General features: G+C 73.3%; 24 protein-coding genes. 9 read left to right on the forward strand and 15 right to left on the reverse strand.

Annotation, left to right across the window (positions count from 1 at the left end; translation table 11 throughout):
- The 3 genes from V7E46_RS16090 to V7E46_RS16100 all read left to right on the forward strand — a co-directional run.
- Positions 1-1,279: magnesium transporter MgtE N-terminal domain-containing protein (locus V7E46_RS16090; RefSeq protein WP_443054183.1), on the forward strand; the 1,279-nt coding region annotated here is incomplete at its 5' end.
- Positions 1,269-1,844 (forward strand): DUF1003 domain-containing protein, encoded by a 576-nt coding sequence (locus tag V7E46_RS16095; protein ID WP_333769047.1) that lies wholly within the window; start codon positions 1,269-1,271, stop codon positions 1,842-1,844. The genes V7E46_RS16090 and V7E46_RS16095, both read left to right, overlap by 11 nt.
- A 32-nt stretch (positions 1,845-1,876) precedes the next feature.
- On the forward strand, positions 1,877-3,052 hold the full coding sequence (locus tag V7E46_RS16100) for an Mrp/NBP35 family ATP-binding protein (RefSeq protein ID WP_329175009.1): 1,176 nt from the start codon (positions 1,877-1,879) through the stop codon (positions 3,050-3,052).
- A 118-nt stretch (positions 3,053-3,170) separates the two neighbouring features.
- Here the strand turns inward: V7E46_RS16100 and V7E46_RS16105 are convergent, their stop codons facing one another.
- From V7E46_RS16105 to sigE, 4 genes are all read right to left on the reverse strand, one after another.
- Entirely contained in the window at positions 3,171-3,785 is a 615-nt protein-coding gene (locus V7E46_RS16105; RefSeq protein WP_329175011.1) for a hypothetical protein, read from the reverse strand.
- A 219-nt stretch (positions 3,786-4,004) separates the two neighbouring features.
- Positions 4,005-4,472 carry a sec-independent translocase gene (locus V7E46_RS16110; RefSeq protein ID WP_333769048.1) on the reverse strand — a complete coding sequence of 156 codons (468 nt, stop codon included), beginning with the start codon at positions 4,470-4,472 and terminating at the stop codon, positions 4,005-4,007.
- Between the two features lie 129 nt (positions 4,473-4,601).
- The gene (locus tag V7E46_RS16115) at positions 4,602-5,564 is read right to left on the reverse strand and encodes a zf-HC2 domain-containing protein (protein WP_333769049.1); all 963 of its coding nucleotides are present in this window, start codon (positions 5,562-5,564) and stop codon (positions 4,602-4,604) included.
- Positions 5,561-6,325 (reverse strand): RNA polymerase sigma factor SigE, encoded by a 765-nt coding sequence (sigE, locus tag V7E46_RS16120; protein WP_329175015.1) that lies wholly within the window; start codon positions 6,323-6,325, stop codon positions 5,561-5,563. The genes V7E46_RS16115 and sigE overlap by 4 nt, the downstream gene beginning before the upstream one ends.
- Before the next feature lie 214 nt (positions 6,326-6,539).
- On the opposite strand from sigE, the gene V7E46_RS16125 reads away from it, so the two are divergent.
- The gene (locus V7E46_RS16125; protein ID WP_333769064.1) at positions 6,540-7,175 is read left to right on the forward strand and encodes an O-methyltransferase; all 636 of its coding nucleotides are present in this window, start codon (positions 6,540-6,542) and stop codon (positions 7,173-7,175) included.
- A gap of 99 nt (positions 7,176-7,274) precedes the next feature.
- Here the strand turns inward: V7E46_RS16125 and V7E46_RS16130 are convergent, their stop codons facing one another.
- The gene (locus V7E46_RS16130; RefSeq protein ID WP_073493047.1) at positions 7,275-7,442 is read right to left on the reverse strand and encodes a DUF3117 domain-containing protein; all 168 of its coding nucleotides are present in this window, start codon (positions 7,440-7,442) and stop codon (positions 7,275-7,277) included.
- Between the two features lie 269 nt (positions 7,443-7,711).
- Here V7E46_RS16130 and V7E46_RS16135 point away from each other — a divergent pair, with 269 nt between their 5' ends.
- Positions 7,712-8,494: an enoyl-CoA hydratase-related protein gene (locus V7E46_RS16135; RefSeq protein ID WP_333769050.1), complete on the forward strand. Its 783-nt coding sequence runs from the start codon at positions 7,712-7,714 to the stop codon at positions 8,492-8,494.
- A 24-nt stretch (positions 8,495-8,518) separates the two neighbouring features.
- On the opposite strand, the gene V7E46_RS16140 is transcribed toward V7E46_RS16135, so the two are convergent.
- On the reverse strand, positions 8,519-9,103 hold the full coding sequence (locus V7E46_RS16140; protein WP_333769051.1) for a DNA-3-methyladenine glycosylase I: 585 nt from the start codon (positions 9,101-9,103) through the stop codon (positions 8,519-8,521).
- A complete protein-coding gene (locus V7E46_RS16145) occupies positions 9,096-9,503 on the reverse strand; it encodes a DivIVA domain-containing protein (protein WP_333769052.1) in 408 nt (135 codons plus the stop codon). The genes V7E46_RS16140 and V7E46_RS16145 overlap by 8 nt, the downstream gene beginning before the upstream one ends.
- Positions 9,504-9,657: 154 nt before the next feature.
- On the opposite strand from V7E46_RS16145, the gene folP reads away from it, so the two are divergent.
- The gene (gene folP / locus V7E46_RS16150; protein ID WP_333769065.1) at positions 9,658-10,470 is read left to right on the forward strand and encodes a dihydropteroate synthase; all 813 of its coding nucleotides are present in this window, start codon (positions 9,658-9,660) and stop codon (positions 10,468-10,470) included.
- Between the two features lie 25 nt (positions 10,471-10,495).
- Here folP and V7E46_RS16155 read toward each other — a convergent pair whose 3' ends face one another.
- From V7E46_RS16155 to dapE, 3 genes are all read right to left on the reverse strand, one after another.
- Complete coding sequence (locus V7E46_RS16155; protein WP_329175023.1) at positions 10,496-11,308, reverse strand: TIGR00730 family Rossman fold protein; 813 nt, start codon at positions 11,306-11,308, stop codon at positions 10,496-10,498.
- A gap of 16 nt (positions 11,309-11,324) precedes the next feature.
- A complete protein-coding gene (locus tag V7E46_RS16160) occupies positions 11,325-12,401 on the reverse strand; it encodes an alpha/beta hydrolase (RefSeq protein ID WP_333769053.1) in 1,077 nt (358 codons plus the stop codon).
- A 114-nt stretch (positions 12,402-12,515) separates the two neighbouring features.
- On the reverse strand, positions 12,516-13,583 hold the full coding sequence (gene dapE, locus V7E46_RS16165) for a succinyl-diaminopimelate desuccinylase (RefSeq protein ID WP_333769054.1): 1,068 nt from the start codon (positions 13,581-13,583) through the stop codon (positions 12,516-12,518).
- A 471-nt stretch (positions 13,584-14,054) separates the two neighbouring features.
- On the opposite strand from dapE, the gene V7E46_RS16170 reads away from it, so the two are divergent.
- The gene (locus V7E46_RS16170; RefSeq protein WP_443054185.1) at positions 14,055-15,005 is read left to right on the forward strand and encodes a heavy metal transporter; all 951 of its coding nucleotides are present in this window, start codon (positions 14,055-14,057) and stop codon (positions 15,003-15,005) included.
- 114 nt (positions 15,006-15,119) lie between these two features.
- Here V7E46_RS16170 and dapC read toward each other — a convergent pair whose 3' ends face one another.
- Together dapC and fdxA are read right to left on the reverse strand one after the other, a co-directional pair.
- The gene (gene dapC / locus V7E46_RS16175) at positions 15,120-16,220 is read right to left on the reverse strand and encodes a succinyldiaminopimelate transaminase (protein WP_333769056.1); all 1,101 of its coding nucleotides are present in this window, start codon (positions 16,218-16,220) and stop codon (positions 15,120-15,122) included.
- A 116-nt stretch (positions 16,221-16,336) separates the two neighbouring features.
- Entirely contained in the window at positions 16,337-16,657 is a 321-nt protein-coding gene (fdxA, locus tag V7E46_RS16180) for a ferredoxin (protein WP_333769057.1), read from the reverse strand.
- Positions 16,658-16,765: 108 nt separating this feature from the next.
- Here fdxA and V7E46_RS16185 point away from each other — a divergent pair, with 108 nt between their 5' ends.
- On the forward strand, positions 16,766-17,743 hold the full coding sequence (locus V7E46_RS16185) for a GNAT family N-acetyltransferase (RefSeq protein ID WP_333769058.1): 978 nt from the start codon (positions 16,766-16,768) through the stop codon (positions 17,741-17,743).
- The gene (locus V7E46_RS16190) at positions 17,740-18,555 is read left to right on the forward strand and encodes a transglutaminase-like domain-containing protein (protein ID WP_333769059.1); all 816 of its coding nucleotides are present in this window, start codon (positions 17,740-17,742) and stop codon (positions 18,553-18,555) included. Before V7E46_RS16185 ends, V7E46_RS16190 begins: the two co-directional genes overlap by 4 nt.
- 20 nt (positions 18,556-18,575) lie before the next feature.
- On the opposite strand, the gene V7E46_RS16195 is transcribed toward V7E46_RS16190, so the two are convergent.
- The 3 genes from V7E46_RS16195 to V7E46_RS16205 form a co-directional block, all read right to left on the reverse strand.
- Positions 18,576-19,196: a response regulator transcription factor gene (locus V7E46_RS16195; RefSeq protein WP_333769060.1), complete on the reverse strand. Its 621-nt coding sequence runs from the start codon at positions 19,194-19,196 to the stop codon at positions 18,576-18,578.
- Positions 19,197-19,212: 16 nt separating this feature from the next.
- Positions 19,213-19,539, reverse strand: coding sequence for a nuclear transport factor 2 family protein (locus V7E46_RS16200; RefSeq protein WP_333769061.1), 327 nt, complete (start codon positions 19,537-19,539; stop codon positions 19,213-19,215).
- A 420-nt stretch (positions 19,540-19,959) separates the two neighbouring features.
- Positions 19,960-22,848 (reverse strand): SpoIIE family protein phosphatase, encoded by a 2,889-nt coding sequence (locus V7E46_RS16205; protein WP_333769062.1) that lies wholly within the window; start codon positions 22,846-22,848, stop codon positions 19,960-19,962.
- Between the last annotated feature and the right edge of the window lie 394 nt (positions 22,849-23,242).

The following is a 23,242-nucleotide window of genomic DNA, read 5'->3' on the forward strand; positions in this document are numbered from 1 at the left end:
CTTCGCCCCCTCGGGGGAGGTGGTGGGGGGGGGCGGCTTGGGGGTGGGGGGGCGGGGGGGGGGGGGCCGGCCGCCGCGGGTGCTCGGGCTGGTCGTCGAGGTGGTCAGCCGGCGCCGTACCTTCCTGCCGATGACCCGGGTGACCGGCGTGGAGTCCGGCCAGGTGATCACCACCGGTGTGCTGAACATGCGCCGCTTCGAGCAGCGCCCCACCGAGACGCTGGTGCTGGGCGAACTGCTCGACCGCAGGCTGCGCTGGGTGCCGCAGGGCGGCGGCGCCACCAGCAGCACCACGGGCGAGGACGCGGGCGAGGAGGTCACCGTGCTCGACGTGTCGATGGTCCAGCTGCCCGCCCGCCGCGACTGGGAGATCGACAAGGTCTTCATCCGGCGCGGCAAGAGCGGCGCCCTGCGCCGCAGGGGCGAGGCGCTGACCGTCGACTGGTCGTCGGTCACCGGCTTCCGGCTGGCCGAGGACGGCCAGGGCGCGGAGAACCTGGTGGCGACCTTCGAGCAGCTGCGCCCCGCCGACCTGGCGAACGTCCTGCACCACCTGTCCCCCAAGCGGCGCGGCGAGGTCGCCGCCGCCCTGGACGACGACCGGCTGGCCGACGTCCTGGAGGAGCTGCCCGACGACGACCAGGTCGAGATCCTGAGCAAGCTCAAGGAGGAGCGGGCCGCCGACGTCCTGGAGGCGATGGACCCCGACGACGCCGCCGACCTGCTGGCGGAGCTGCCCGCCGACGAGCAGGAGCGGCTGCTCACCCTGATGCAGCCGCAGGACGCGGCGGGCGTACGGCGGCTGCTGTCGTACGAGGAGCGCACGGCAGGCGGGCTGATGACGACCGAGCCGATCGTGCTGCGGCCCGACGCGACCGTCGCCGACGCGCTCGCCAGGATCCGCAACCCCGACCTGTCGCCGGCGCTGGCCGCGCAGATCTACGTGTGCCGGCCGCCCGACGAGACGCCGACCGGGAAATACCTGGGCCTGGTGCACTTCCAGCGGCTGCTGCGCGACCCGCCCTTCACCCTGCTCGGCTCGATCGTGGACACCGACCTCCAGCCGCTGGCCCCGGACACCGCGCTTCCGTCGGTGACCAGCTTCCTGGCCACGTACAACATGATCTCGGCCCCGGTGGTGGACGAGAGCGGGTCGCTGCTCGGCGCGGTCACCGTGGACGACGTGCTCGACCACCTGCTGCCCGAGGACTGGCGGGAGACCGAGCTGCGCGACGCGGAGCACCTGCGGGGCGTGCCGGGAGGTTCCGATGGCCGCTGAGGACCGCGACCGATCCGCGCCGGCCCGGCACCCCGCGGGCGCCACCGCCGCGGCCAGGCCCCGGGCACGGCTGGACCAGCCGCGCGCGGTCCGCCGCAGGTGGCTGCCGGTCTACGACCCGGAGGCCTTCGGCAAATTCTCCGAGCGGATCGCCCGCTTCCTGGGCACCGGGCGCTTCATCGTCTGGATGACGATCACCATCGTCGTATGGGTGCTGTGGAACATCTTCGCGCCCCGGTCGATGCAGTTCGACCACTACCCGTTCATCTTCCTGACCCTGATGCTGTCGCTCCAGGCGTCCTACGCGGCCCCGCTGATCCTGCTGGCGCAGAACCGGCAGGACGACCGCGACCGGGTCAACCTCGAACAGGACCGCAAGCAGAACGAGCGCAGCATCGCCGACACCGAGTACCTGACCCGCGAGGTCGCCGCGCTGCGCGTGAACCTCGGCGAGGTCGCCACCCGGGACTGGATCAGGTCGGAGCTGCAGGACATGCTCAAGGAGATCCAGGAGCGCCGGCCGCACCCCGCACGGGGTGACGAAGCCGACGGAAGGGCCCGCTGACCGGCGCGCTGCCGCCGCCGTACCATCGACCCATGACCACCACGACGTACGGCTCGGGCACCACGCCGACCGCCACACCGACCGACGAGGCCGTGCGCGCCGCGCTCGGCACGGTGAACGACCCGGAGATCCACAAGCCGATCACCGACCTCGGCATGGTCAAATCCGTGGACATCGCCGCGGACGGCACGGTCGCCGTCAGCGTCTATCTGACGGTGTCCGGCTGCCCCATGCGGGACACCATCACCGAGGCCGTCACGACGGCCGTGGCGGGCGTTCCCGGGGTCTCCTCGGTGCGGGTGACGCTGGACGTGATGAGCGACGAGCAGCGCCGCGCGCTGGCGACGACGCTGCGCGGCGGGCAGGCCGAGAAGGAGATCCCGTTCGCGCAGCCGGGTTCGCTGACCCGGGTCTACGCGGTGGCCTCCGGCAAGGGCGGCGTCGGCAAGTCCTCGGTGACGGTCAACCTGGCCGCGGCGATGGCCGCGGACGGCCTCAAGGTCGGCGTGGTGGACGCGGACATCTACGGGCACAGTGTGCCGCGCATGCTGGGCACGGAGGGGCGGCCCACGCAGGTCGAGAACATGATCATGCCGCCGTCGGCGCACGGCGTGAAGGTCATCTCGATCGGGATGTTCACCCCGGGCAACGCGCCCGTGGTCTGGCGCGGCCCCATGCTGCACCGGGCACTCCAGCAGTTCCTCGCCGACGTCTACTGGGGCGACCTGGACGTGCTGCTGCTCGACCTGCCGCCCGGCACCGGTGACATCGCGATCTCGGTCGCGCAACTGGTGCCCAACGCGGAGATCCTGGTGGTGACCACCCCGCAGCAGGCCGCCGCGGAGGTCGCCGAACGCGCCGGGTCGATCGCGGTGCAGACCCACCAGAAGATCGTCGGCGTCGTCGAGAACATGTCGGGCATGCCGTGCCCGCACTGCGACGAGATCGTCGACGTCTTCGGTTCGGGCGGCGGCGACCGGGTCGCGGAAGGCCTCACCCGTACGACGGGGGCCACGGTTCCGGTCCTGGGCCGGATCCCCATCGACGTCCGCCTCCGCGAGGGCGGCGACGACGGCCGCCCCGTCACCCTCTCCCACCCCGACTCCCCGGCGGGCGTGGCCCTGCGCTCCATCGCCACGCAGCTGGGCACCCGCGCGAGGGGCCTGTCCGGCCTGTCCCTGGGCATCACCCCCCGCAACAAGTTCTGACCGGGGTACCCCCTGGCGGGCGAGCGTCCTTCCGGGGTGCGGGGAACCGCGCGGGAAGCCCCCGCCGGCGGTCCGGCGACCGTCGGCGGGGGCAGGCGGGGCGGAACCCCGTGAAGCGCTACGCGCCGTCGTACGCGCGGATGTCGGGAATGGCCGCCAGGGCCAGCCCGTACGCGCTCATGCCCCGCCCGAACGCGCCGAGGTGGACGCCGCGCGCCGAGCCCGCCAGTACCCAGCCGTACTCGGACTCGCGGTAGTGGAAGGGGGTCGGCTCGCCGTCGACCGGCAGGGTCAGCGCGGCCCACGCGGAGCCGGTGAGGTCGTCGGCCAGCTCCCAGGCCGTGGCGGTCTGCTGGTCGAGCCAGTCCTGCCGCAGGGCCCTCTCCATCGTGGTGGGCCAGGTGCAGGCGAGCAGCCCGGAGCCCGCGAGCCAGGCCGCCGAGGAGACCGAGGTGGCCTCCAGCAGACCGGTGCCGTCCGCGGTACGCCGTCCCGGGCGCTGAGCCACCGTCATGACGACCGCGAACCGCAGCGTGTCGTCGGCCGGACCGGCCTTGAGCGTGGGCTCGTCACCATGCCCTATCGAGCCGTATTCGACCGTCCCGTCCCCGCTCGCCCCGGTCGTGTGCAGCCAGCGGCGTCCGGTGAACGCCTCGTCCAGCCCGTACCACGGGAAGTCGGCCATCAAGTAGCCGTCGACCGCCCCCTGTGTCGAACCGGTCTTCGTCTCCATTTGGGTCGCGCCTCCTCATTGCCCTTCTGGGCGACTCGCCATCTTGCCCGACCCTGGGCGGGTTACGGGGCAGAAACAGCGTGGGGTGACGGCGAACACAGGGACAATGATCACCTGATCGGGCGAAAAACCCTTATCCGGTTGACTTCGGGACCGGCCCGGAAGCGGATCGGGACCGGCCCGTGAGCGGGCGGCACGGAACCGGGCGGCGACGGAAGGTCAGGTCGCGTCGGAGTCGAACGGCGGCGGCTCGTCGTCGTCCAACTGCTCGCGCTTGCGCAGCCGGTCGGGCGCGCTGGGACCCGGCGTGCCGGCCGCCGCCGCGCTCCTGCGGGCAGCGGGCGCGGTGTCCACGCCGTTGACCGCGTCCGTGACCTCGGCCATCTCCTTGCGCAGGTCCAGGCTGTTGCCGAGGTCCCGCAGCTCCTTGAGGCCGTACTCGTCGTCGTCGCTCATCAGGTTCTTGCGGATGAACGTCTTCGGATTCAGGTCCTCGAACTCGAAGTCCTTGAACTCCGGGCCCAGCTCCCGCCGGATGTCCTCCTTGGCGCTGTCGGAGAACTCCCGCACCTTGCGGATGAAGGCCATCGTGTCCTGGATGACCTTCGGCAGCTTGTCGGGGCCGAAGACGAGCACGGCAAGGACTACGAGCGCGACCAGCTCAAGCGGGCCTATGTCGAAGAACACCGTGCAGCTCCTTGGGACGTCCGCAGCCGGGAGGGCTGAGTCCGGCGGACTTTACGTTACCTGCCCCCGCGGGCACTGCGGGAGTGGGCTGCGGCCAACACTACGTCGCGGCGCGGTGAAGGTCTCGTCTCAGCGCAGTGCCGCGGAGCTGCCCACAGAGCCGTTCAGCGCGTGGGCGGGGCCGATGGTGAACGCACCCGCCGGGACCGCTCCGGGGGACGCCTGCGGGCTGCTGAGGGCCACGGAGGTGACCGAGGCCACGGCCGCCGCCGACGCCAGCGCGGTGGGCGAGGGGGCACTGGCCTGCCGCAGCCGCCGCTGCTCGCGCGCGTCCAACAGGTCGCGGGGGGTGGTGCCGTGGGTGTCGGTGACCGAGTTGGCAGCACTGAAAGGAGTGACCGCGGGTCCGTCGTCCGGGTGAGCGCCGCTGTCGACGCCGGCCTCCATCGGCAGCGCGCCGCCGAGGGCGATGGCCGCCATCGAGAAGGCGCCCGCGGCGGCGAAGGCGAACCGCCGGCCGCGGGATGCCTGCGCGGCGGCGGGGGCGGCGGCGCCGCGGGGATCGAGCGGACCCTGGTCGCCGGTGAGGGTGCGGGCCAGCTCGTGGACGCGGAAGCCGCGGGCGCCCTTGCCGTCGCCGGGCGCGACCAGGTCGGGGGCCGGGTCGAGGTAGGACATCTGGCGCCGGCCGCCGGAGCCGAAGACGCCGGAGCCGAGCAGTCCGCCGTCGAAGGGTACGCGCCGGCCGCCCTGCGGCACCTCGTGGACACCGCCGAGCGCGCCCTTGCCGTCGGCGCCGGTGCCCGCGCCGTCGCCGCCGTCCTTCGTGCCGCAGGCCCCCAGGCCCTGCAGCCTGGCCAGCAGCCCGGCCGAGATCGTGGGCAGCTCGGAGGCCGCCACCACGCTCTTGAGCCGGCGCTGTTCGGTGGCCGCCGCCTTGCACTGCGGGCACGTGGCCAGATGCGCCTGCACCCGGTCGCGGGCGTCGTCGGCCAGTTCGCCGTCGACGAACGCGGCGAGCCGGTCGCCGAGATGCTGTTCGGCGGGCGCGACGCGCTGTGCGCGCTGCTCGCCGAAACCGCTGCTGCTCACGTTCTCCCGCCCTCCAGGCCAGGTTCGGGTGCGGCGGCAGCGAAAGCGGGAACCGGCCGGGCGCCGGGCGCCCGGTGCTCCAGAGCCTTGCGCAGGTGGGAGCGGCCCCGGTGGATCCGGCTCCGCACCGTGCCCAGCTTCACGCCCAGCGTCGCCGCGATCTCCTCGTACGACAGCCCCTCGATGTCGCAGAGCACCACGGCGGCCCTGAACTCCGGTGCGAGGGTGTCCAGCGCCTGCTGGACGTCCGCGTCGAAGTGGGTGTCGTTGAAGTGCTGCGCGGGGGACGGTTCACGGCTGGGCAGTCGCTCAGCCGCGTCGTCCCCGAGGGCGTCGAACCGGATGCGCTGGCGGCGCCGCACCATGTCGAGGAACAGATTGGTGGTGATGCGGTGGAGCCAGCCCTCGAAGGTGCCGGGCGTGTAGGTGGACAGCGAGCGGAAGACCCGGACGAAGACCTCTTGGGTGAGGTCCTCCGCATCGTGCTGGTTGCCGGTCAGCCGGTAGGCCAGCCGGTACACCCGGGCACTGTGCGTGCTGACGATCTCCTCCCAGGAAGGAGGCGTCCACGCCTGAGGGTCCCCGTCGGTGGCGAAAGTCGCGGTCGAGGAGTCGTTGTCGCGTGAACTGTCATCAGCAGTCTTGGTCACGGATTTCGGCTGTCCGGCCGACCTGCGAAAGCGCGCGAGCACCTTCCGGTCACCGGCCGCAGCCGCACCTCCCCTGTCGGCTCTGGTGGTGTCCAGTAGAGCCTCTACCATATCCACCTCGCCCGTTAGCTCCGGATAAATGCAGTGCTGCCTCGGGGCCGGGGGCCCGCTCCGCTGTCGCGGACGCCCGCCCTTGTGCCTTCGCTGTGCCTAACGCGCGGTCCCATCTGCGGGTTCCCCGACCCAACGGATAGGGTCGCCCGGGCGGGGCCGCACACGGTCATTCAGACGGTCATCGGGCACAGTCGGGTACGAGGAGAGGGCCATTACCGGCAACCGGCAGGCGAGCTGGGCGTTCGCCGACGCGTTCGTCGCCGAGGACGACGCCCTCATACGCGCCAGGGCCCGCTCGCACGCGTCAGGGCTGCGGCCCGTCTCCCCCGGCACCGGTGCGGCGCTGCGGCTGCTGGCGGCGGCGGGCAACGCGAAATACGTCGTCGAGATCGGCACCGGCACCGGCGTCTCCGGTATCCATCTGATGCGCGGGATGCGCCACGACGGGGTGCTGACCACCGTCGACACCGAGCCGGACCGCCAGCAGCTCGCCCGCGAGGCCTACCGCGAGGCCGGCTTCGCCGCGAACCGCTCCCGCTTCATCCCCGGCGCCGCCCTCGACGTCCTGCCGCGCCTCACGGACGGCGCCTACGACCTGGTCTTCTGCGACAGCGACCGGCTGGAGTACCTCGACTACCTCGACGAGTCCCTGCGCCTGCTGCGCCCGGGCGGCGTCGTCTGCTTCGAGGGCGTCTTCGCGCAGGGCCGCGCCCTGGACGCCGCCCACCAGGACTCCGAGTCCCTCGCGGTGCGGGACCTGATGCGGGCCGTCCGGGACAGCCCGCGGGTGTCCCCGGTCCTGCTCCCGACCGACGACGGCCTCCTGTGCGCCGTCCGCCGCCCCTGACCGCCCCGCCCGGGTGCCCGGCGGGAAGGCGGCGCAAAAGGGGGCGCGGCCACGCACTGTGTGTACGTGGCCGCGACGATGTCACGGGGACCGCTGGTCTCAGACGATGGCCTTCTTCAACGCATCGCCGAGGGCATCCGCCTCGTCCGGGGTCAGCTCGACAACAAGCCGCCCGCCGCCCTCAAGCGGAACGCGCATAATAATGCTCCGCCCCTCCTTGGTCACCTCGAGCGGGCCGTCACCCGTCCGCGGCTTCATGGCCGCCATGCTCGTTCCCCTTCCTGAAACCAGCTCGGACTCGAACACATTGGTTCTCGGCCATTATCCCGCATCCACCTGCCCGATGACCAACAGCGGTGGCACTCCGTTCCACAATCGACACCCGCAAAACCGGTCAATTCGCCGCCGGGCCCGTGCCACGCCCGGCCCGGGGGCACTGATGGCGCTCAGAAACACTTGACGTAGGTCACATGACCTCCGGTCCGCGGGTCCGGCATCCTGGCCTGGACCGTTGCCGCGACGAAGGGGTTACCGCCATGGCCGACAGCGTGCTGTACGAGGTGTCCGAGGGGCTCGCCACCGTCACCCTGAACCGCCCGGAGGCGATGAACGCGCTCGACACCGGCACCAAGGTGGCACTGCGGGACGCCCTGCGGGACGCCGGCGCGGACCCGGCGGTCAGGGCGGTGCTGCTCACCGGCAGCGGGCGGGCCTTCTGCGTCGGCCAGGACCTCAAGGAGCATGTCGCCATCCTCGCGGCGGGCGGCGGCATGACGACGGTCGCCGAGCACTACAACCCGATCACGCTGGCCATCGCGACGATGCCGAAGCCGGTGGTCGCCGGGGTGAACGGGGTCGCCGCGGGCGCCGGCGCCGGATTCGCCTTCGCCGCGGACTACCGCGTGGTCGCGGACACGGCGTCCTTCAACACCTCCTTCGCCGGCGTCGCCCTGTCCACCGACTCCGGGATGTCCTGGACCCTGCCCCGCCTTGTCGGGCACTCGCGCGCCTCCGACCTGCTGCTCTTCCCGCGCGCGGTGCCGGCCGCCGAGGCGGCCGGCCTCGGCATCGCGAACAGGGTCGTGCCGGCCGCCGACCTGCCGGCCGAGGCGCTCGCCGCCGCCCGGCGGCTCGCCGCGGGGCCGACCGTCGCGTACGCCGCCATCAAGGCCGCGCTCGCCTTCTCCGCGTCCCACTCCCTGCCGGAGTCCCTCACCGAGGAGGCGGGGCTCCAGACGGCGGCGGGCGCCTCGGCGGACCACCGCGAGGCGGTGGCGGCGTTTCTCGCCAAGCGCCCCGCCGTCTTCGAGGCGCGTTGACCGCGTCCGTGCCCCGGTGCGGGCTCAGCGGGCCGAGCAGTCGGCCAGGTGGTCGTTGACCAGGCCGCAGGCCTGCATCAGGGCGTGGGCCGTCGTGGGGCCGACGAAGCGGAAGCCGTGGGCCTTGAGCGACTTGGACAGGGCCGTGGACTCCGGTGTCGTCGCCTGGATGTCGGCGGAGGTGCGGGGGACGGGCCTGGTCGCGGGATCGGGCGCGAAGGACCAGATGAGGGCGTCGAGGCCGCCGTCGTCCCGCAGGGCCTGCGCGGCGAGCGCGTTGGCGATCGAGGCGTCGACCTTCGCCCGGTTCCTGATGATGCCGGGATCGGCCAGCAGCCGTTCCCGGTCGGTGTCGGTGAAGGACGCCACCGCGTCGATCTCGAAGCCCTTGAAGGCCGCCCTGAAGGTCTCCCGGCGGCGCAGGATGGTGATCCAGGACAGCCCGGACTGGAAGGCCTCCAGGCAGACCCGCTCGAAGAGGGCGTCGTCGCCGTGCACCGGCCGGCCCCACTCCTGGTCGTGGTAGGCGACGTAGTCCGGCGTGGACAGCCCCCACGGGCAGCGTGCGAGGCCGTCCTCGCCGATCACGGCACCGCCGGGCTCACTCACCGGCGCCGCCGCTGCCGCCGCTGCCGCTGCCGCCGTTGCCGTTCAGGTGGCCATCGTAGCCCGGCTCCTCGGGGGCCGGCGGCTCCTGCTTGGTCGGCGTCGTGCCCCGCGCGGGCGCTCCCGCGAGCGACGACTCCAGCTCGGCGATCCGCGCGTCCCGCTCGGCCAGTTCCGCGCCGAGCCGGTCGAGGACCTCGTCGACGTCGAGCATGCGGTAGCCGCGTACGGTCACCGGCAGGCGTACCGCGTCGATGTCGGAGCGGATCAGCGGACGGTCGGCGGGCAGCCGGTCGTCCAGCCGGTCGGTGCCGGCGTCCCGCAGCGGGCCGCCTTCGCCGAGCACGGCCATCGCCACCGCGGCGACCACCGCGACCAGCGCGATGAGCATGAACCAGAACACGTCGATCTCCCGGAGTCCGCCCTCAGGCCCGCCGTACCCGGCAGGCCGTCCATGTCAGGCACGATCGTGCCACGATCGCATGAGTCTGAGATGAGGAGCGGCAGTGGCACTTCGGCTGGGCACCCGGGAATTCGGCGAACGGGAGCCGGTGATCATGGCGATCGTCAACCGTACGCCCGATTCGTTCTACGACCAGGGCGCGACCTTCACCGACGAACCCGCTCTCGAACGGGTCGCGCTGGCGGTCGCCGAGGGCGCCGCGATCATCGACATCGGCGGGGTCAAGGCGGGGCCGGGCGCCGAGGTGTCGGCGGCCGAGGAGATCCGCCGTACGGCCGACTTCGTCGGCGAGGTGCGCAGCCGCCACCCCGAGGTGGTGATCAGCGTCGACACCTGGCGGCACGAGGTCGGCGAGGCGGTGTGCGCGGCGGGCGCCGACCTGCTGAACGACGCCTGGGGCGGGGTCGACCCGAAGCTCGCCGAGGTGGCCGCCCGGCACGGCGTGGGCCTGGTCTGTACGCACGCGGGCGGCGCGCAGCCGCGGACCCGGCCGCACCGGGTCGGCTACGAGGATGTGATGGCCGACATCCTGCGGGTGACCTGCGGGCTCGCCGAGCGGGCGGTGGAACTCGGGGTGCGCAGGGACGCGGTCATGATCGACCCGGGGCACGACTTCGGCAAGAACACCCGGCATTCACTGGAGGCGACCCGGCGCCTGCCGGAGATGACGGCGACGGGCTGGCCGGTCCTGGTGTCGCTGTCGAACAAGGACTTCGTCGGCGAGACACTGGACCGCCCGGTCAGGGAACGGCTGATCGGCACCCTCGCCACCACGGCGGTCTCGGCGTGGCTGGGCGCCCAGGTCTACCGGGTGCACGAGGTCGCGGAGACCCGCCAGGTGCTGGAGATGGTCGCCTCGATCGCCGGCCACCGCCCGCCCGCGGTCGCCCGCCGCGGACTGGCGTGACATCGCGCGCCGCCCCCAGGGGCCGCTACGCGCTCTCCTTGGTGACCCGCTCGACCGCCTCGTCCACGTCGTCGGTGACATGGAACAGCTCCAGGTCGGCCGCCGACGCCTTGCCCTCGGCGATCAGGCTGGCGCGGATCCACTGGACCAGGCCGCCCCAGTATTCGCTGCCGAACAGCACGATCGGGAAGCGGGTGACCTTCTTGGTCTGGACGAGGGTCAGCGCCTCGAAGAGTTCGTCCAGGGTGCCGAAGCCGCCCGGGAGCACGACGAAGCCTCGCGCATACTTCACAAACATCGTTTTTCGGACAAAAAAGTAACGGAAGTTCACGCCGATGTCGACGTAGGGGTTGAGGCCCTGCTCGAAGGGCAGTTCGATGCCGAGGCCCACCGAGACCCCGCCGGCCTCCAGGGCGCCCTTGTTGGCCGCCTCCATGGCGCCGGGGCCGCCGCCGGTGATCACCGCGAAGCCGGCCTCGGTCAGCGCGCGGCCGATCCGCACACCCGCCTCGTACTCCGGCGAGTCGGCCGGGGTGCGGGCGGAGCCGAAGACGCTGACCGCCGGGCCGAGTTCGGCCAGCGCGCCGAAGCCCTCGACGAATTCGGACTGGATGCGCATGACCCGCCACGGGTCGCCGTGCACCCAGTCCGAGGACGGGCCGCGGCTGTCCAGCAGCCGCTGGTCCGTGGTGCCGGTCTGCACCTGGCCGCGCCGTCGCACCACCGGTCCTGTGTGCCGCTCCGGCCAGCCCTTGCCGTACGGCAGCTCCTCCGCCGCCGCGTTCGCCGCCGCCGCGGCCTCCTGGGCGCCATCCGGGACGCCTCGTGCTTCTGTCATATCGGCAGCCTACGCATCACGGTGCCGCGGACGGCGCCAAAGGGACCGCCCGCGGCGCTTCGAGGCGGGCGCTGACCCAGGTGAAGGCCTCGGGGAACATCCGGCCCCAGGTGTTCCAATTGTGCCCGCCGTTGCTCAGCCGCAGGATGCTGACCTCGGTGGGCGACTGGGCGGCGCCGGTGATCCAGTCGGCGAACTTCGGCGGGCTCTCCGGGTCCTGGAGGCTCGACTCGACCAGCAGCCGCACGTCGGGACGGGTGGTGCGGGCCAGCCACAGCGGGGAGCGCACCCCCTTCGACGGGTCGTCCGGCGCCAGGGCCGCGCCCGCGGCGAAGGTGTCGGGATGGGCGAGCGCGAGCCGGGCCGCGCAGTAGCCGCCGGTGGATATGCCCATCACCGCCCAGCCACGGGGTGCCGGCAGCGTACGGAAGTTGTGCGAGATCGTCTGGACCACGTCGTCGGTGAGCCAGGTCTCCACCTTGCTCTTGCCCTCCACGTCCGCGCAGCCGGTGTTGACCCGGTCCGGGGTGATGGTGGGCAGCACCAGGATCGCGGGCTCCGCGCGGCCGGCGGTGATCTGGTCCTGCATGATCCGGCCGAGCCGCATCCCGCGCAGGAAGCTGTGCGGGGTGCCGGGTATGCCGTGCAGCACCTCGATGACCGGGAAGCGCGTATGGGCGAACTCCGGCTTCCCGTACTGCGGCGGCAGCCAGACGATCACATCGCCCTTGGTGCCGCTGTCCCAGCCGTGCACGGTGGCCCGCTCGAAACCCTGCGAATACGCCGCGAACTTCACGCGGTAGTCCGGTACGGCCGGCGTCGGCGAGGCGTGCGCGACGGGCCGGTCCTTGCCGCCGCTGTTGGCGTGGCCGAGCAGGTCGTCCCACGAGGCGTAGAAGCCGTACTGGTTGTTCACCGTCGCCATCACCACGAATATCGCGGTGACCTGGCACAACACGATCATGCCGACCCGTGCGGCGACCCGCAGCGGGCGCGGGCCGCGCACCCGCGGCCACAGCACCACCGCGCCCGCGACCGCGCCCACCGCGGCGGCGATGAGCAGCGCGGCGAACACACCGCTGGTCAGTCCCACGACGCAGCCGACCTCCCCCCGGTCCCGGATCGGACGTATACGATCACACCATGCCGGGAGGAAGGACCGCCGCGCACCCCAGTTCGGTTGCCCCGCGCGAGCGAGTCGTACGTCTCAGTCGGTCAGCCAGGCGGTGAGCTTGCGTTCCGCCTCCTCGATCGCGGCCACCACGACGTGCTCCTCGCGGGTGTGCGCCAGCGTCGGGTCGCCCGGCCCGTAATTCACCGCGGGGATGCCCAGCGCGGAGAAGCGCGCCACGTCCGTCCAGGCCTCCTTGGCCGCGGGGGCGGTGCCGATCACCTCGACGAAGGCGGCTGCGGCCGGATGCGACAGGCCCGGCAGCGCGCCGGGAGCGCTGTCGGTGAGCACCACCTCGAAGCCGTCGAAGACGGTACGGACCCGCTCCAGCGCTTCCGCTTCCGTCTGGTCGGGGGAGAATCGGTAGTTCACCGTGACCGCGCACGTGTCGGGAATCACATTGCCCGCGTGGCCGCCCGCGATCATGACGGCGTTCAGCCCCTCCGGATACGTCAGCCCGTCGATCTCCACCCGGCGCGGCTCGTACGCGGCGAGCCGGGCCAGGATCGGGGCGGCCTTGTGGATCGCGTTGTCCCCCAGCCAGCTGCGCGCGGAGTGCGCGCGGCGCCCGGTCGTCTCCACCCGCACCCGCATGGTGCCCTGGCAGCCGCCGTCCACCCGGCCCTTGGTCGGCTCCAGCAGTACGGCGAAGTCGCCCGCGAGCCAGTCCGGGTGCCGCTCGACCAGCCGCTTGAGGCCGTTGGCCTCGGAGGTGATCTCCTCGGCGTCGTAGAAGACGTAGGTGAGGTCGCGGTTGGCGTCGGTGAGGGTGGCCGCCAGCCGCAGCTGGACCGCGACGCCCGACTTCATGTCGGTGGTCCCGCACCCCCACAGCACGCCGTCCGCTTCCAGCCGCGAGGGCAGGTTGTCGGCGATCGGGACGGTGTCGATGTGGCCGGCGAGCACGACGCGCTCGGCTTTGCCGAAACGCGTTCTGGCGACCACCGCGTCACCGTCCCGATCGACGGTGAGGTGCGGTTGCGCTTTCAGCGCTGCCTCGATCATGTCCGCGAGGGGCTTCTCCTCGCGGCTCACCGACGGTACGTCCACGAGGGTCGCTGTCAGCGTTCCCACATCTGTCCTGAGGTCAAGTCCGCGTGCCATGTCCCGCACTCTAGGCGCTCCCGCGCCCTCGGGTGATCGGCTCCCTCGCGGTGCCCGGCGCCCGCGTCCCGCCCCTGGGCGCCGCCCCCCGCGGTGGCCTTCGCCCCTCCGGCCCGTGGGGGCTGCTCGCGCAGTTCCCCGCGCCCCCGGGTGGGTGCCACGTGCGGTGCGTCGCTTGTCGGCTGCGGCGCCGTGGCTGCCCGCGCAGTTCCCCGCACCCCCGGGTGGGTGCCCCTTGCGGTGGGGTCGCTGCTTTCCCGCCGTCCTGGTTGCCCGCGCGTTCCCCGCGCCCCTACGGGGGTGTCGTCCTCTGCGGCAGAGGGCAACCCCCAGAGGGCGCGGGGAACTGCGCGCGCAACCACAGGCCCGCGGCACTGTGCGCGCCACAGGAAGTGGCACCCACATGGGGGAAGCGGGCCCGCGGCCCGCAGGGGCTGGCGCATCCGGGGACGTCAGTGCACCCGGTACGCTCTGCCCGTGCCCACGTCAGGCGCCTCCTCGGGGCGCGACCAGAACCGCCCGCGCCGCCGCGCGCTCAAAGCCCTCAGCGCCGTCCTCGTGCTGGCGGCAGCCGCCCTCGTGGTCTACGAACTCACCGGCGGATCCTCACACGAAGCCGGCTGCGTCGTCCGCTCCGACGACGACACCCTCAAGCTGACGCAGTCCCAGGCGGCGAACGCCGCGACCATCGCCGCGGTCGCGACGGCCCGCGGCCTGCCGGAACGGGCGGTCACCATAGCCCTGGCCACCGCCTTGCAGGAGTCGCGGCTCGACAACCTGGACCACGGCGACCGCGATTCGCTCGGCCTGTTCCAGCAGCGCCCCTCGCAGGGCTGGGGCACCGCGCAGCAGATCCTCGACCCGGTCTACTCGACCAACTCCTTCTACGACAGCCTGGTCAAGATCGACGGCTACTCCCGCCTCCCGCTGACCGTCGCCGCGCAGAAGGTGCAGAAGAGCGGCTACCCGCAGGCGTACGCCAAGCACGAGGCGGACGCCACGATGCTGTCGGCGGCGCTGGTCGGCCGCAAGGCCGGTGCGCTGAGCTGCCGGACCGGCGCGGACAAGGAGGACAGCGCGGGCGGCGCGCCGGGCGACCCCGCGGTGGTGACGACCCTGCTGGAACGGGAGTTCGGCACCCAGGCGCGGCCGAAGACAGCCGGGGAGCCGGCCCGTACGGTGGCCGTGCCGGCCGCGCCGGCCGGCGGCGGGGCGGCCGGGGACACCGTCAGGCGGGGCTGGCAGCTGGCCCAGTGGTCGGTGGCGCACGCGCACGACCTGAAAGTAGCGGCGGTGTCCTTCGACGGCATGCAGTGGCAGGCGGCCCGCTCCGGCAGCGGCTGGCGCAAGGCGCCGGAGGACGCGGGCGGCAACAGCGACGGCGCGGGCGGCGGGTTCGTCCGGATCACCGTCGCGCAGTAGTGCGGGCTGTCACCGGACCGGGAGAACATACGCGGCGGCGCGCCGAAGGCCGCCGCGAACCACCCGCTCGGGGGCCGGGAGCATCACGCCCCGGCCCCTCCGCGTGCTCGGCCGTCAGGCGGCCAGCCGGGCCACCGCCGCCGCGACGCGCTCGTCGGTCGCCGTCAGGGCGACGCGGACGAAGTCGGCGCCCGCGGGGCCGTAGAAGTCGCCGGGGGCGACGAGGATGCCGCGTTTGGCCAGGTCCGCCACCGTCTCCCAGCAGCCCTCGCCGCGGGTCGCCCACAGGTAGAGGCTGGCCTCGCTGTGCTCGATGCGGAAGCCGGCCGCCTCAAGGGCGGTACGCAGCGCGACGCGGCGGCGGGCGTAGCGCTGCTTCTGCTCCACCGCGTGGTCCCGGTCGCCGAGCGCGGCGACCATCGCGGCCTGGACGGGCTGCGGCACGATCATGCCGGCGTGCTTGCGCACCGCGAGCAGTTCCGCGACCACCGCCGGGTCGCCGGCCAGGAAGGCGCCGCGGTAGCCGGCGAAGTTGGACCGCTTGGACAGCGAGTGGACGGCGATCAGCCCGTCGTGGCTGTCGCCGCAGACGTCCGGGTGCAGCACCGAGACCGGCTCCTCGCCCTCCCAGCCCAGCTCGATGTAGCACTCGTCGGACACCACGAGGACGCCGTGCTCGCGCGCCCAGCCGACGATGCGGCGCAGCTCGGCGGCATCCAGCACCCGCCCGGTGGGGTTGGAGGGGCTGTTGAGCCACAGCAGCTTGACCCGCGCCGGGTCGAGTTCGGCGACGGGGTCGTCGTAGCGGACCGGCTCGGCGCGGGCCAGCAGCGTGCCGATCTCGTACGTCGGGTAGGCGAGCTGCGGGTAGCCGACCTGGTCGCCCTCGCGCAGGTCGAGCAGCGTCGGCAGCCAGCCGACCAGTTCCTTGGAGCCGATCAGCGCGAGCACATGCCGCGGGTCGGCGCCGGTGACCCCGTGCCAGGTGCGCAGGTAGTCCGCGGCGGCCTCCCGCAGGGCGGCGGTGCCGTACGTCAGCGGGTAGCCGGGGCTGTCGGCCGCGGCGGCCAGCGCCTGCCTGATCACCTCGGGCACCGGGTCCACCGGGGTGCCGACCGAGAGGTCGACGACGCCGTCGGGGTGCGCCGCGGCCGCCGCCTTGTACGGCTCCAGGCGGTCCCACGGGAAGACCGGCAGACGGGCGGAAATGCTCACGTGCTCACACTCTCACTCTGCTCGCACGCCACTGCCCCGTACGGCGCTGCGGCGCGTACGGGGCGGTGGCGGAAGGCGCCCTCGGGCGCGGCGTGCTCTGCTGCGTACCTGGTGCGCTACTGGTTCTGCGGGGACAGCCCGGCGATGAAGGGGTGGTCGCGGTCGATCAGCCCGAGCTTGGAGGCGCCGCCGGGCGAGCCCAGCTCGTCGAAGAACTCCACATTCGCCTTGTAGTAGTCCTTCCACTCCTCCGGGGTGTCGTCCTCGTAGAAGATGGCCTCCACCGGGCAGACCGGTTCACACGCGCCGCAGTCGACACATTCGTCCGGGTGGATGTACAAGGACCGGGCGCCCTCGTAGATGCAGTCGACCGGGCACTCTTCGATGCACGCCTTGTCCTTGACGTCGACACAAGGCTGCGCGATGACGTAGGTCACGCTGTCGTTCCTCCTCGATAGGGCTCATCTCGCGCGGGAGCGCGGCGTCGTCGATGCCCGCACCTAGTATCTCCGTTCCTGGGCACGAACCGAACAGGAGGGGCTCACATGCCAGCGGATTTCTCGGCCGGTGCACGACTCGAAGTTCGTATCACGCCCGCTGACGTGGGAAAACGCGTATCTGTGCGGCAGTTGGCCGAGGTCACTGACGGGCATCCTACGTTCACCGATACGGTCGGTGTTCTCGAATCCTGGGACGGAGGAGTGGTGTACATCACGCGGAAGACAGGCGTAACCGTCCGTATCGCGGAATCCGCCCTCGTCGCAGGCAAGATTGTCCCGCCGGCGCCCGTACGGCGCGTCGCCGTGCCGGCGGTGACCGACGACGAGCTGGACGCGGTCGGCGCCCGGGCGTGGCCCGCCACCGAGACCGCCCCGCTCGGCGACTGGACGCTGCGCCACGCGGGGGGCTTCACCCGGCGGGCCAACTCGGTCCTCGCGGGCGGCGACCCCGGGATACCGCCGGACGAGGCACTGGCCGAGGTGGTGCGCTGGTACGGCGAGCGCGGCACGACCCCGTACCTCCAACTGGCCGACTCCTCCCCCTATGCCGCCGAGGCCGACGCGCGCGGCTGGGTGCGCGAGGGTGACACTCTGGTCAGGACCGCGCCACTGGCCCCGCTGACGCTGCTGCCCGAGAGCCCCGCGGGACCCGTCACGCTGGCCAGGACGCCGGACACCGCGTGGCTGACCGCCTACCACCGCACGGGCGGTCTCGCGGACGCCGCGCTCAAGGTGGTCACCGGCGGGCCGTCCGTCTGGTTCGCCACGATGCCCGGCGCGATCGGGCGGGCCGTGGTCGACGGATCGTGGGCGCTCTTCGGGGCGGTCGAGGTCATACCGTCGCACCGGCGGCAGGGCCTGGCCACCGCCGTCATGGGCGTACTCGCCCGGCGCGCCGCCCAGGAGGGTGCCTCGGCCGCGTATCTCCAGGTCGAGGCGGACAACGCGGGCGCCCGCGCCCTCTACGACCGGCTCGGCTTCACCGACCACCACGGCTACCACTACCGGCGACCGGCGGCATGAACCCACCTGCGCCCGAACCCGTACCCGAACGGTTCGCCGCCGCGGCCCGGGAGGAGCGGCCCGACCTGGTGGAGCTGTGCCTGCTCATCGGAGCCCGCGCCGACCCGGCTCTGGACGGCGCCGCCGCCGACGCCGCGCAGATCGAACTCGACCGGCTCGCCGGGCTGCTCCCGCACGGCCTGGCCACCCCGGTGGACTGGGCCGCGGCCCTGCACCGCGTGCTGGGCGCCGAGCACGGCTTCCACGGCGCCCCCGGCGACTACCAGCGGCTGTCCTCCTCCCTGCTCCAGGAAGTGCTGCGGCGCCGCCGGGGCCTGCCGATCCTGCTGTCTGTGGTGTGGATCGAGGTCGCCCGCCGCGCCGGCGCCCCCGTCTACGGTGTCGCCCTGCCCGGCCACTTCGCCGTCGGCCTCGGCGACCCCGACGGCCCGCACGTGCTGGTCGACCCCTTCCACGGGGGCCGCGTCATGTCCCACGCCGACGCGGAGATCCTCGCGGCGGGCGCCGACGTCTTCACCCCGGCCGACCCGCTGGACGTCGTCCAGCGCATCCTGAACAACATCCGCGCCTGGGCCGCGCCCCGCCCCGAACACCGCCCGGTCCAGCTCTGGACCCTCGACCTGACGCTGCTCCTCCCCCGCCACCCCGCCAAGTTGCGCTACGAGCGCGCGCAACTGCTGGTCATGATGGGCGACTTCCTCGGCGGGGCCGCGGAGATGGAGTCCTACGCCGACGTTATCGGCGCCTTCGACCCGGAGTCCGCCGGGGCCATCCGCACCAAGGCGCGGGCCGCGCGGGCGCACCTCAACTGACCTCTGCCGCCCGGCGCCCGCTAGAGCCAGCCCTTCTCGCGGGCGATACGGACCGCCTCCGCGCGGTTGCGGGCGCCGGTCTTCTGGATCGCGGTGGACAGGTAGTTGCGTACCGTCCCCTCCGACAGGCCGAGCCGCCCGGCGGCCTCGGCATTGACGCTGCCGTCCGCCACCGCCGTCAGCACGTCCCGCTCCCGCGCGGTCAGCGGGTCCGCCCCTTCGGCCAGCGCCGCGGCGGCCAGCGCCGGGTCGATCACCCGCTCCCCCCGCAGCACCCGCCGCACCGCCTCGGCGAGTTGCGCGGCCGGCGCGTCCTTGACGAGGAAGGCCGCGGCGCCCGACTCCATCGCCCGGCGCAGATACCCGGGCCGCCCGAAGGTCGTCACGATCACGACCTTCACCCGCGGGCACGCCGTACGCAGCAGCGCCGCCGCCTCGATCCCGGTCATCCCGGGCATCTCGATGTCCAGCAGCGCCACATCCGGGGTGTACGCCCTGGCCGCGGCCACGACCTCGTCGCCCCTGGCCACCTGCACGACGACCTCGATGTCGTCCTCCAGCCCGAGCAGCGTCGCCAGCGCCTCCCTGACCATCGACTGGTCGTCGGCGAGTAGCACCCTCACGGGTGGCGCGTCGGTCATGGGCATCAGCGTAGGGTCACCCGGTGATACGCATCAGGGCGACCCGGTTGCCGCGTACGGTGAAGGCGAAGTCGGACGGGCCGTTGAAGCCGTTGCCGCCGACCTGAGCGCTCACGGTGGTCGTGTCGCCCTCGGTACGGCAGCCGGTCACGTCCACCCGGACCTGTTTGCCGATGAATTCGGCGTCGCTCCAGCCGCGGATCGCGTCGTGGCCGCGGAATTCGCGGCCCCAGTCGTCGATGGCGCCGTCGTCAGTGAAGGCGGCGAGGAAGTCTTCGATGGCCCCGGCGTTCGCGGCTTCCAGCGCTGCCGCGACGGCGATGGGCAGGGGTGCGTGCGTCATGTCTGCCTCAACGAATCCGGCCTCCGGCCCGGCACCCGCCGAACAGGTTCACCTCTCGCGGTGTCCCGCACCCTTCCGGGGCCTCGCCCCCCTGCTCCTCGCGGTGCGCCGCTGCCCGACTGCGGCTGCCTCCGCCGTTGGGGTGGTGGCTGCCTGTTTCCACACGACGGTCCGCCGTGGCTTGTCGCGCAGTTCCCCGCGCCCCTGATTGATTGCCGCGTGCGGTGGCACTTCGCACGTGCGGTGCGTCTCGGCTGGGCGCGCAGTTCCTCGCACCCCCGGGGGACGTGCCCTCTGCGGCGGAGGACGAGCCCCGTGGCGCGGGGAACTGCGGCCGGCCCCCGCCGGGCCGCAGGCGTGCCGCGGCACCGCGAGTGGCGGTCGCCCGGGGGCGCGGACCTCGCGCGCTGCGGAGCCCGTTCACAGGGTGACCGTTGCCCAGATGCATTTGCCGCCCTCGGTGTAGCGCGTCCCCCAGCGGCGGGCCGTGACGGCGACCAGCTGGAGGCCGCGGCCGAATTCGTCGTCAAGGAGGGGGTGCCGCACCCGCGGCGTCGCCTGGGACCCGTCGTAGACCTCGCAGGTCACGGAGCCGTCAGCGAGGTGCAGGAGGCGCAGCCTCAGGAAGCCGGCGACGTCGTCGCCGACATCCGTACCGATGCCCACCGCGTGCCGCACCGCGTTGCCGATGAGTTCGCTCACGATGAGCGTCGCCGTCTCGGTGAGGTCGCCGAGGTCCCACGCGGCCAGCTCCTCCGCCGCGAGGGTCCGCCCGCGCTGGGCGGACTCGGGCGTACGCGGGAGGTCCCACGCGGCGATCCGGCGGGCCGGCACCCGCCCCACGGCCATCGCCAGCAGAACCGCGTCGTCCTGCCGCTCCGGGTCCGGCGGGAGCTGTTCGTTGATCGTGTCGCACAGCGTGTCGAGCCAGGGGCCGCGGCGGGAGGCGTCGGCCGGCAGCGGGGCGGTGGCCGCGTAACGGGTGAGCAGGTCGGTGAGGGGCGCCGCGTCGCGGTTCGCGGTGTCGAGGAGGCCGTCGCTGTAGAGGATGAGGACGCTGCCCTCGGGCAGTACGGTCTCGGTGACCGGCGCCGGGACCTGCGCCTGGCCGAGCGGCTGGCCGGCCGGGAGGTCCGCCTCGCGGGCCTTGCCGCCGGGCCGGATGACGATGGGCGGCGGGTGGTCGGCGCCCGCGATCCGGCAGTCGCCGGTGGTGGCGTCGTAGAGCACCAGCATGCACGTGGCGGTGAGCGGCCCGAGCCGCCCCGCCACGTCGTTGAGGTGGGCCATGATCTCGTCGATGGGCAGGTCGAGCGTGGCGACGGTGAGCGCGGCGTGCCGGATGATGCTCATGGCGATGGCCTGTTCGAGGCCGTGGCCCTTGACGTCGCCGATGACGGCGAGCGTACGGCCGCCGGGCAGCGGGATCGTGTCGTACCAGTCGCCGCCGACCTCCTCCCCCGCCGCGAGCCGGTAGCGGGCGGCGCTGCGTACCGCGACAGTGTCGGGCAGGTCGCCGGGGAGCAGTTCCTGCTGGAGGCGTTCCGCCCGGCGCCTGGCCTCCTCGTAGAGCCTGGCATTGCCGAGCGCCTGGGCGATGATCACCCCGACGGTGCCGAGCAGCGTCTTCTCCCGCTCGGCGAAGTCGCGGGGCGCGGGCCAGCTGATGATGCACGAGCCGGCCCGGCGGTCGCCGACGATCAGCGGCAGTACGGCCCAGGCGCCCGTTCCGCCGTGCCGTGCGAGCGGGGTGAGCTGCGGCCAGTTCCTGTCGAGTTCGGCGAGCGAGGAGAAGAACCGCGGCACCGCCGTGTCGGTCGCGGCGGTGAGCCGCTGCGGCCAGCCGGGCGCCTCCAGCTCCGCGCAGAACTCCGCCGAATAGCCGGTGGCGGCGACCAGCCGGGGCACCGGGCCTGTCAGGTCGTGCACGATCAGGCCGCGCGCGGCGACCAGCGGCAGCACGTGCTCGGTGATCGCCGCGACCACGTCGGAGGTGTCCAGGGCGCGGATCAGCGCCTCGTTCAGCTCGGTCGTCAGGCGGCTGCGTTCCGCCTCGGCCTGCGCGGCGGCCTTCTGCTCGGAGATGTCGGCCATCTGGGTGGCGACGAAGCCGTTCACCTCCACGGCACGCACCAGCCAGGAGGAGGGCAGCCCGCCGTCCGCGTCGTGGTACGTCAGCTCGGCGGTCACCGCGGCCTCCGGCGCGGCCCGCGCACTGGCCAGCAGTTCCGGGATGCCCTTGCCCGCGAGGCTCGGCTGCTTCTCCCAGGGGACCTCGCCGGTCATCTCGGCGCCCGCGCCGTCGCCGAGTTCCCGGGCGGCCCGGTTGGCCCATTCGACGCGGTTGTCCGCGGACAGGACGTGGATCGGGTCGGGGTGCAGTTCGAGCAGGCCGACGAGCCAGGCGAGCCGGCTGCGGCGGGCGGTGACGTTCCAGATGGTGCCCGCCCTGCGGACCGGGTGCCCGCTGTCGTCGTATTCGAAGCCGGCCCGCAGTTCGACCCAGCTGATGGCGCCGTCCGCGCCGACGACACGGTATTCGACGGCGTACGGCTGCCCGGTCGCGATCGACGCGTCGACGGCCGCCTGCGCGTCGGGCCGGTCGTCGGGGTGGACGCGCTCCATCCAGGTCTCGATCCGGTGGTCCCAGGTGGCGGCGTCCAGGCCGGCCGCGGGGATGAGGCTCTCGGTGACCTCGTCGATGTCCAGCAGCCCGGTGTCGAGGTCCCAGCTCCAGGTCCCGACGCCGACCTGCCGCATCACCTGCTCCCGCACCGCGATCGGCTCCAGCCACCAGGGGGCGCCGCTAGTGCGCCGGTGCCGGGCGCGCGAGAGCCGGGCGCCGAGGGAGGCGGCGACCCGGACGAGGAAGCGCTCGCGCCCGGCGGCCGGGGCGGCGCCGGTGAGGACCGAGAGGGCGCCGACCGGCTCCCCGTCGAGCACGATCGGCGCGGCCAGCAGGCCCCCGGGCAGACCGGTGTCCCCGTCCGCCGCCGCGGGCCACCGCGGGGACCAGGTCACGCAGCCGCGCGTCACCGCGTGGGACGGTGCCGTGGCCGCGGTGAACGGCAGCTCGTCCCAGCGGTGCGCCAGCGGGCCTGGCAGCCCGTTGACCGCCACGAGGCGCAGGGTGCCGTCCGCGGCGCCGCTGAGGTGGACCAGGCCGCCGAAGCCGCCGAGGGCGGCCACGGCCTGCTGGAGGGCGAGCCGCAGCAGATCGGCCTCGCCGAGGCCTTCGGCGGTTTCGAGCAGGCGCAGCCGGACGGCCTCCGCCGGGTCGTCGCCGGGTTCGCTGTGCGCGGCTGCCATCAACGCATCACCTGCCTCACCCTCCACTCCCATTCTTGCGCCGATCGCCAAGCACCGCCCTGGCGGGCGGCCGTCCCCCCATCCGCCGCACGTGCGGACGCACCGCACCACCCTCGGGGGCCCCAGCCCCCGCTCACCCTCATGTGCGGACGGACCGCACGGCCCCCGGCCGGGGGCGCCCCCCACCCACCGTTGTACGCCGACGGACCGCGCCCCAGGGGGCGACCAGCCCGCCACCCGCCGTCGTGTGCGGACGGACCGCACCACCCCGGGGGCGCGGGGAACCGTGCGACAAGCCCCCACCGGGGGCGCGGGTCGTCACCGACCCGAAGGGCCTCCTCGGTCCGATCCGGACCACCGGCCGGTGGGGGCTGAGCGCGCAGTTCCCCGCGCC

It is taken from the genome of Streptomyces sp. IBSBF 2435, assembly GCF_036815005.1.
Taxonomy (GTDB): Bacteria; Actinomycetota; Actinomycetes; order Streptomycetales; family Streptomycetaceae; genus Actinacidiphila.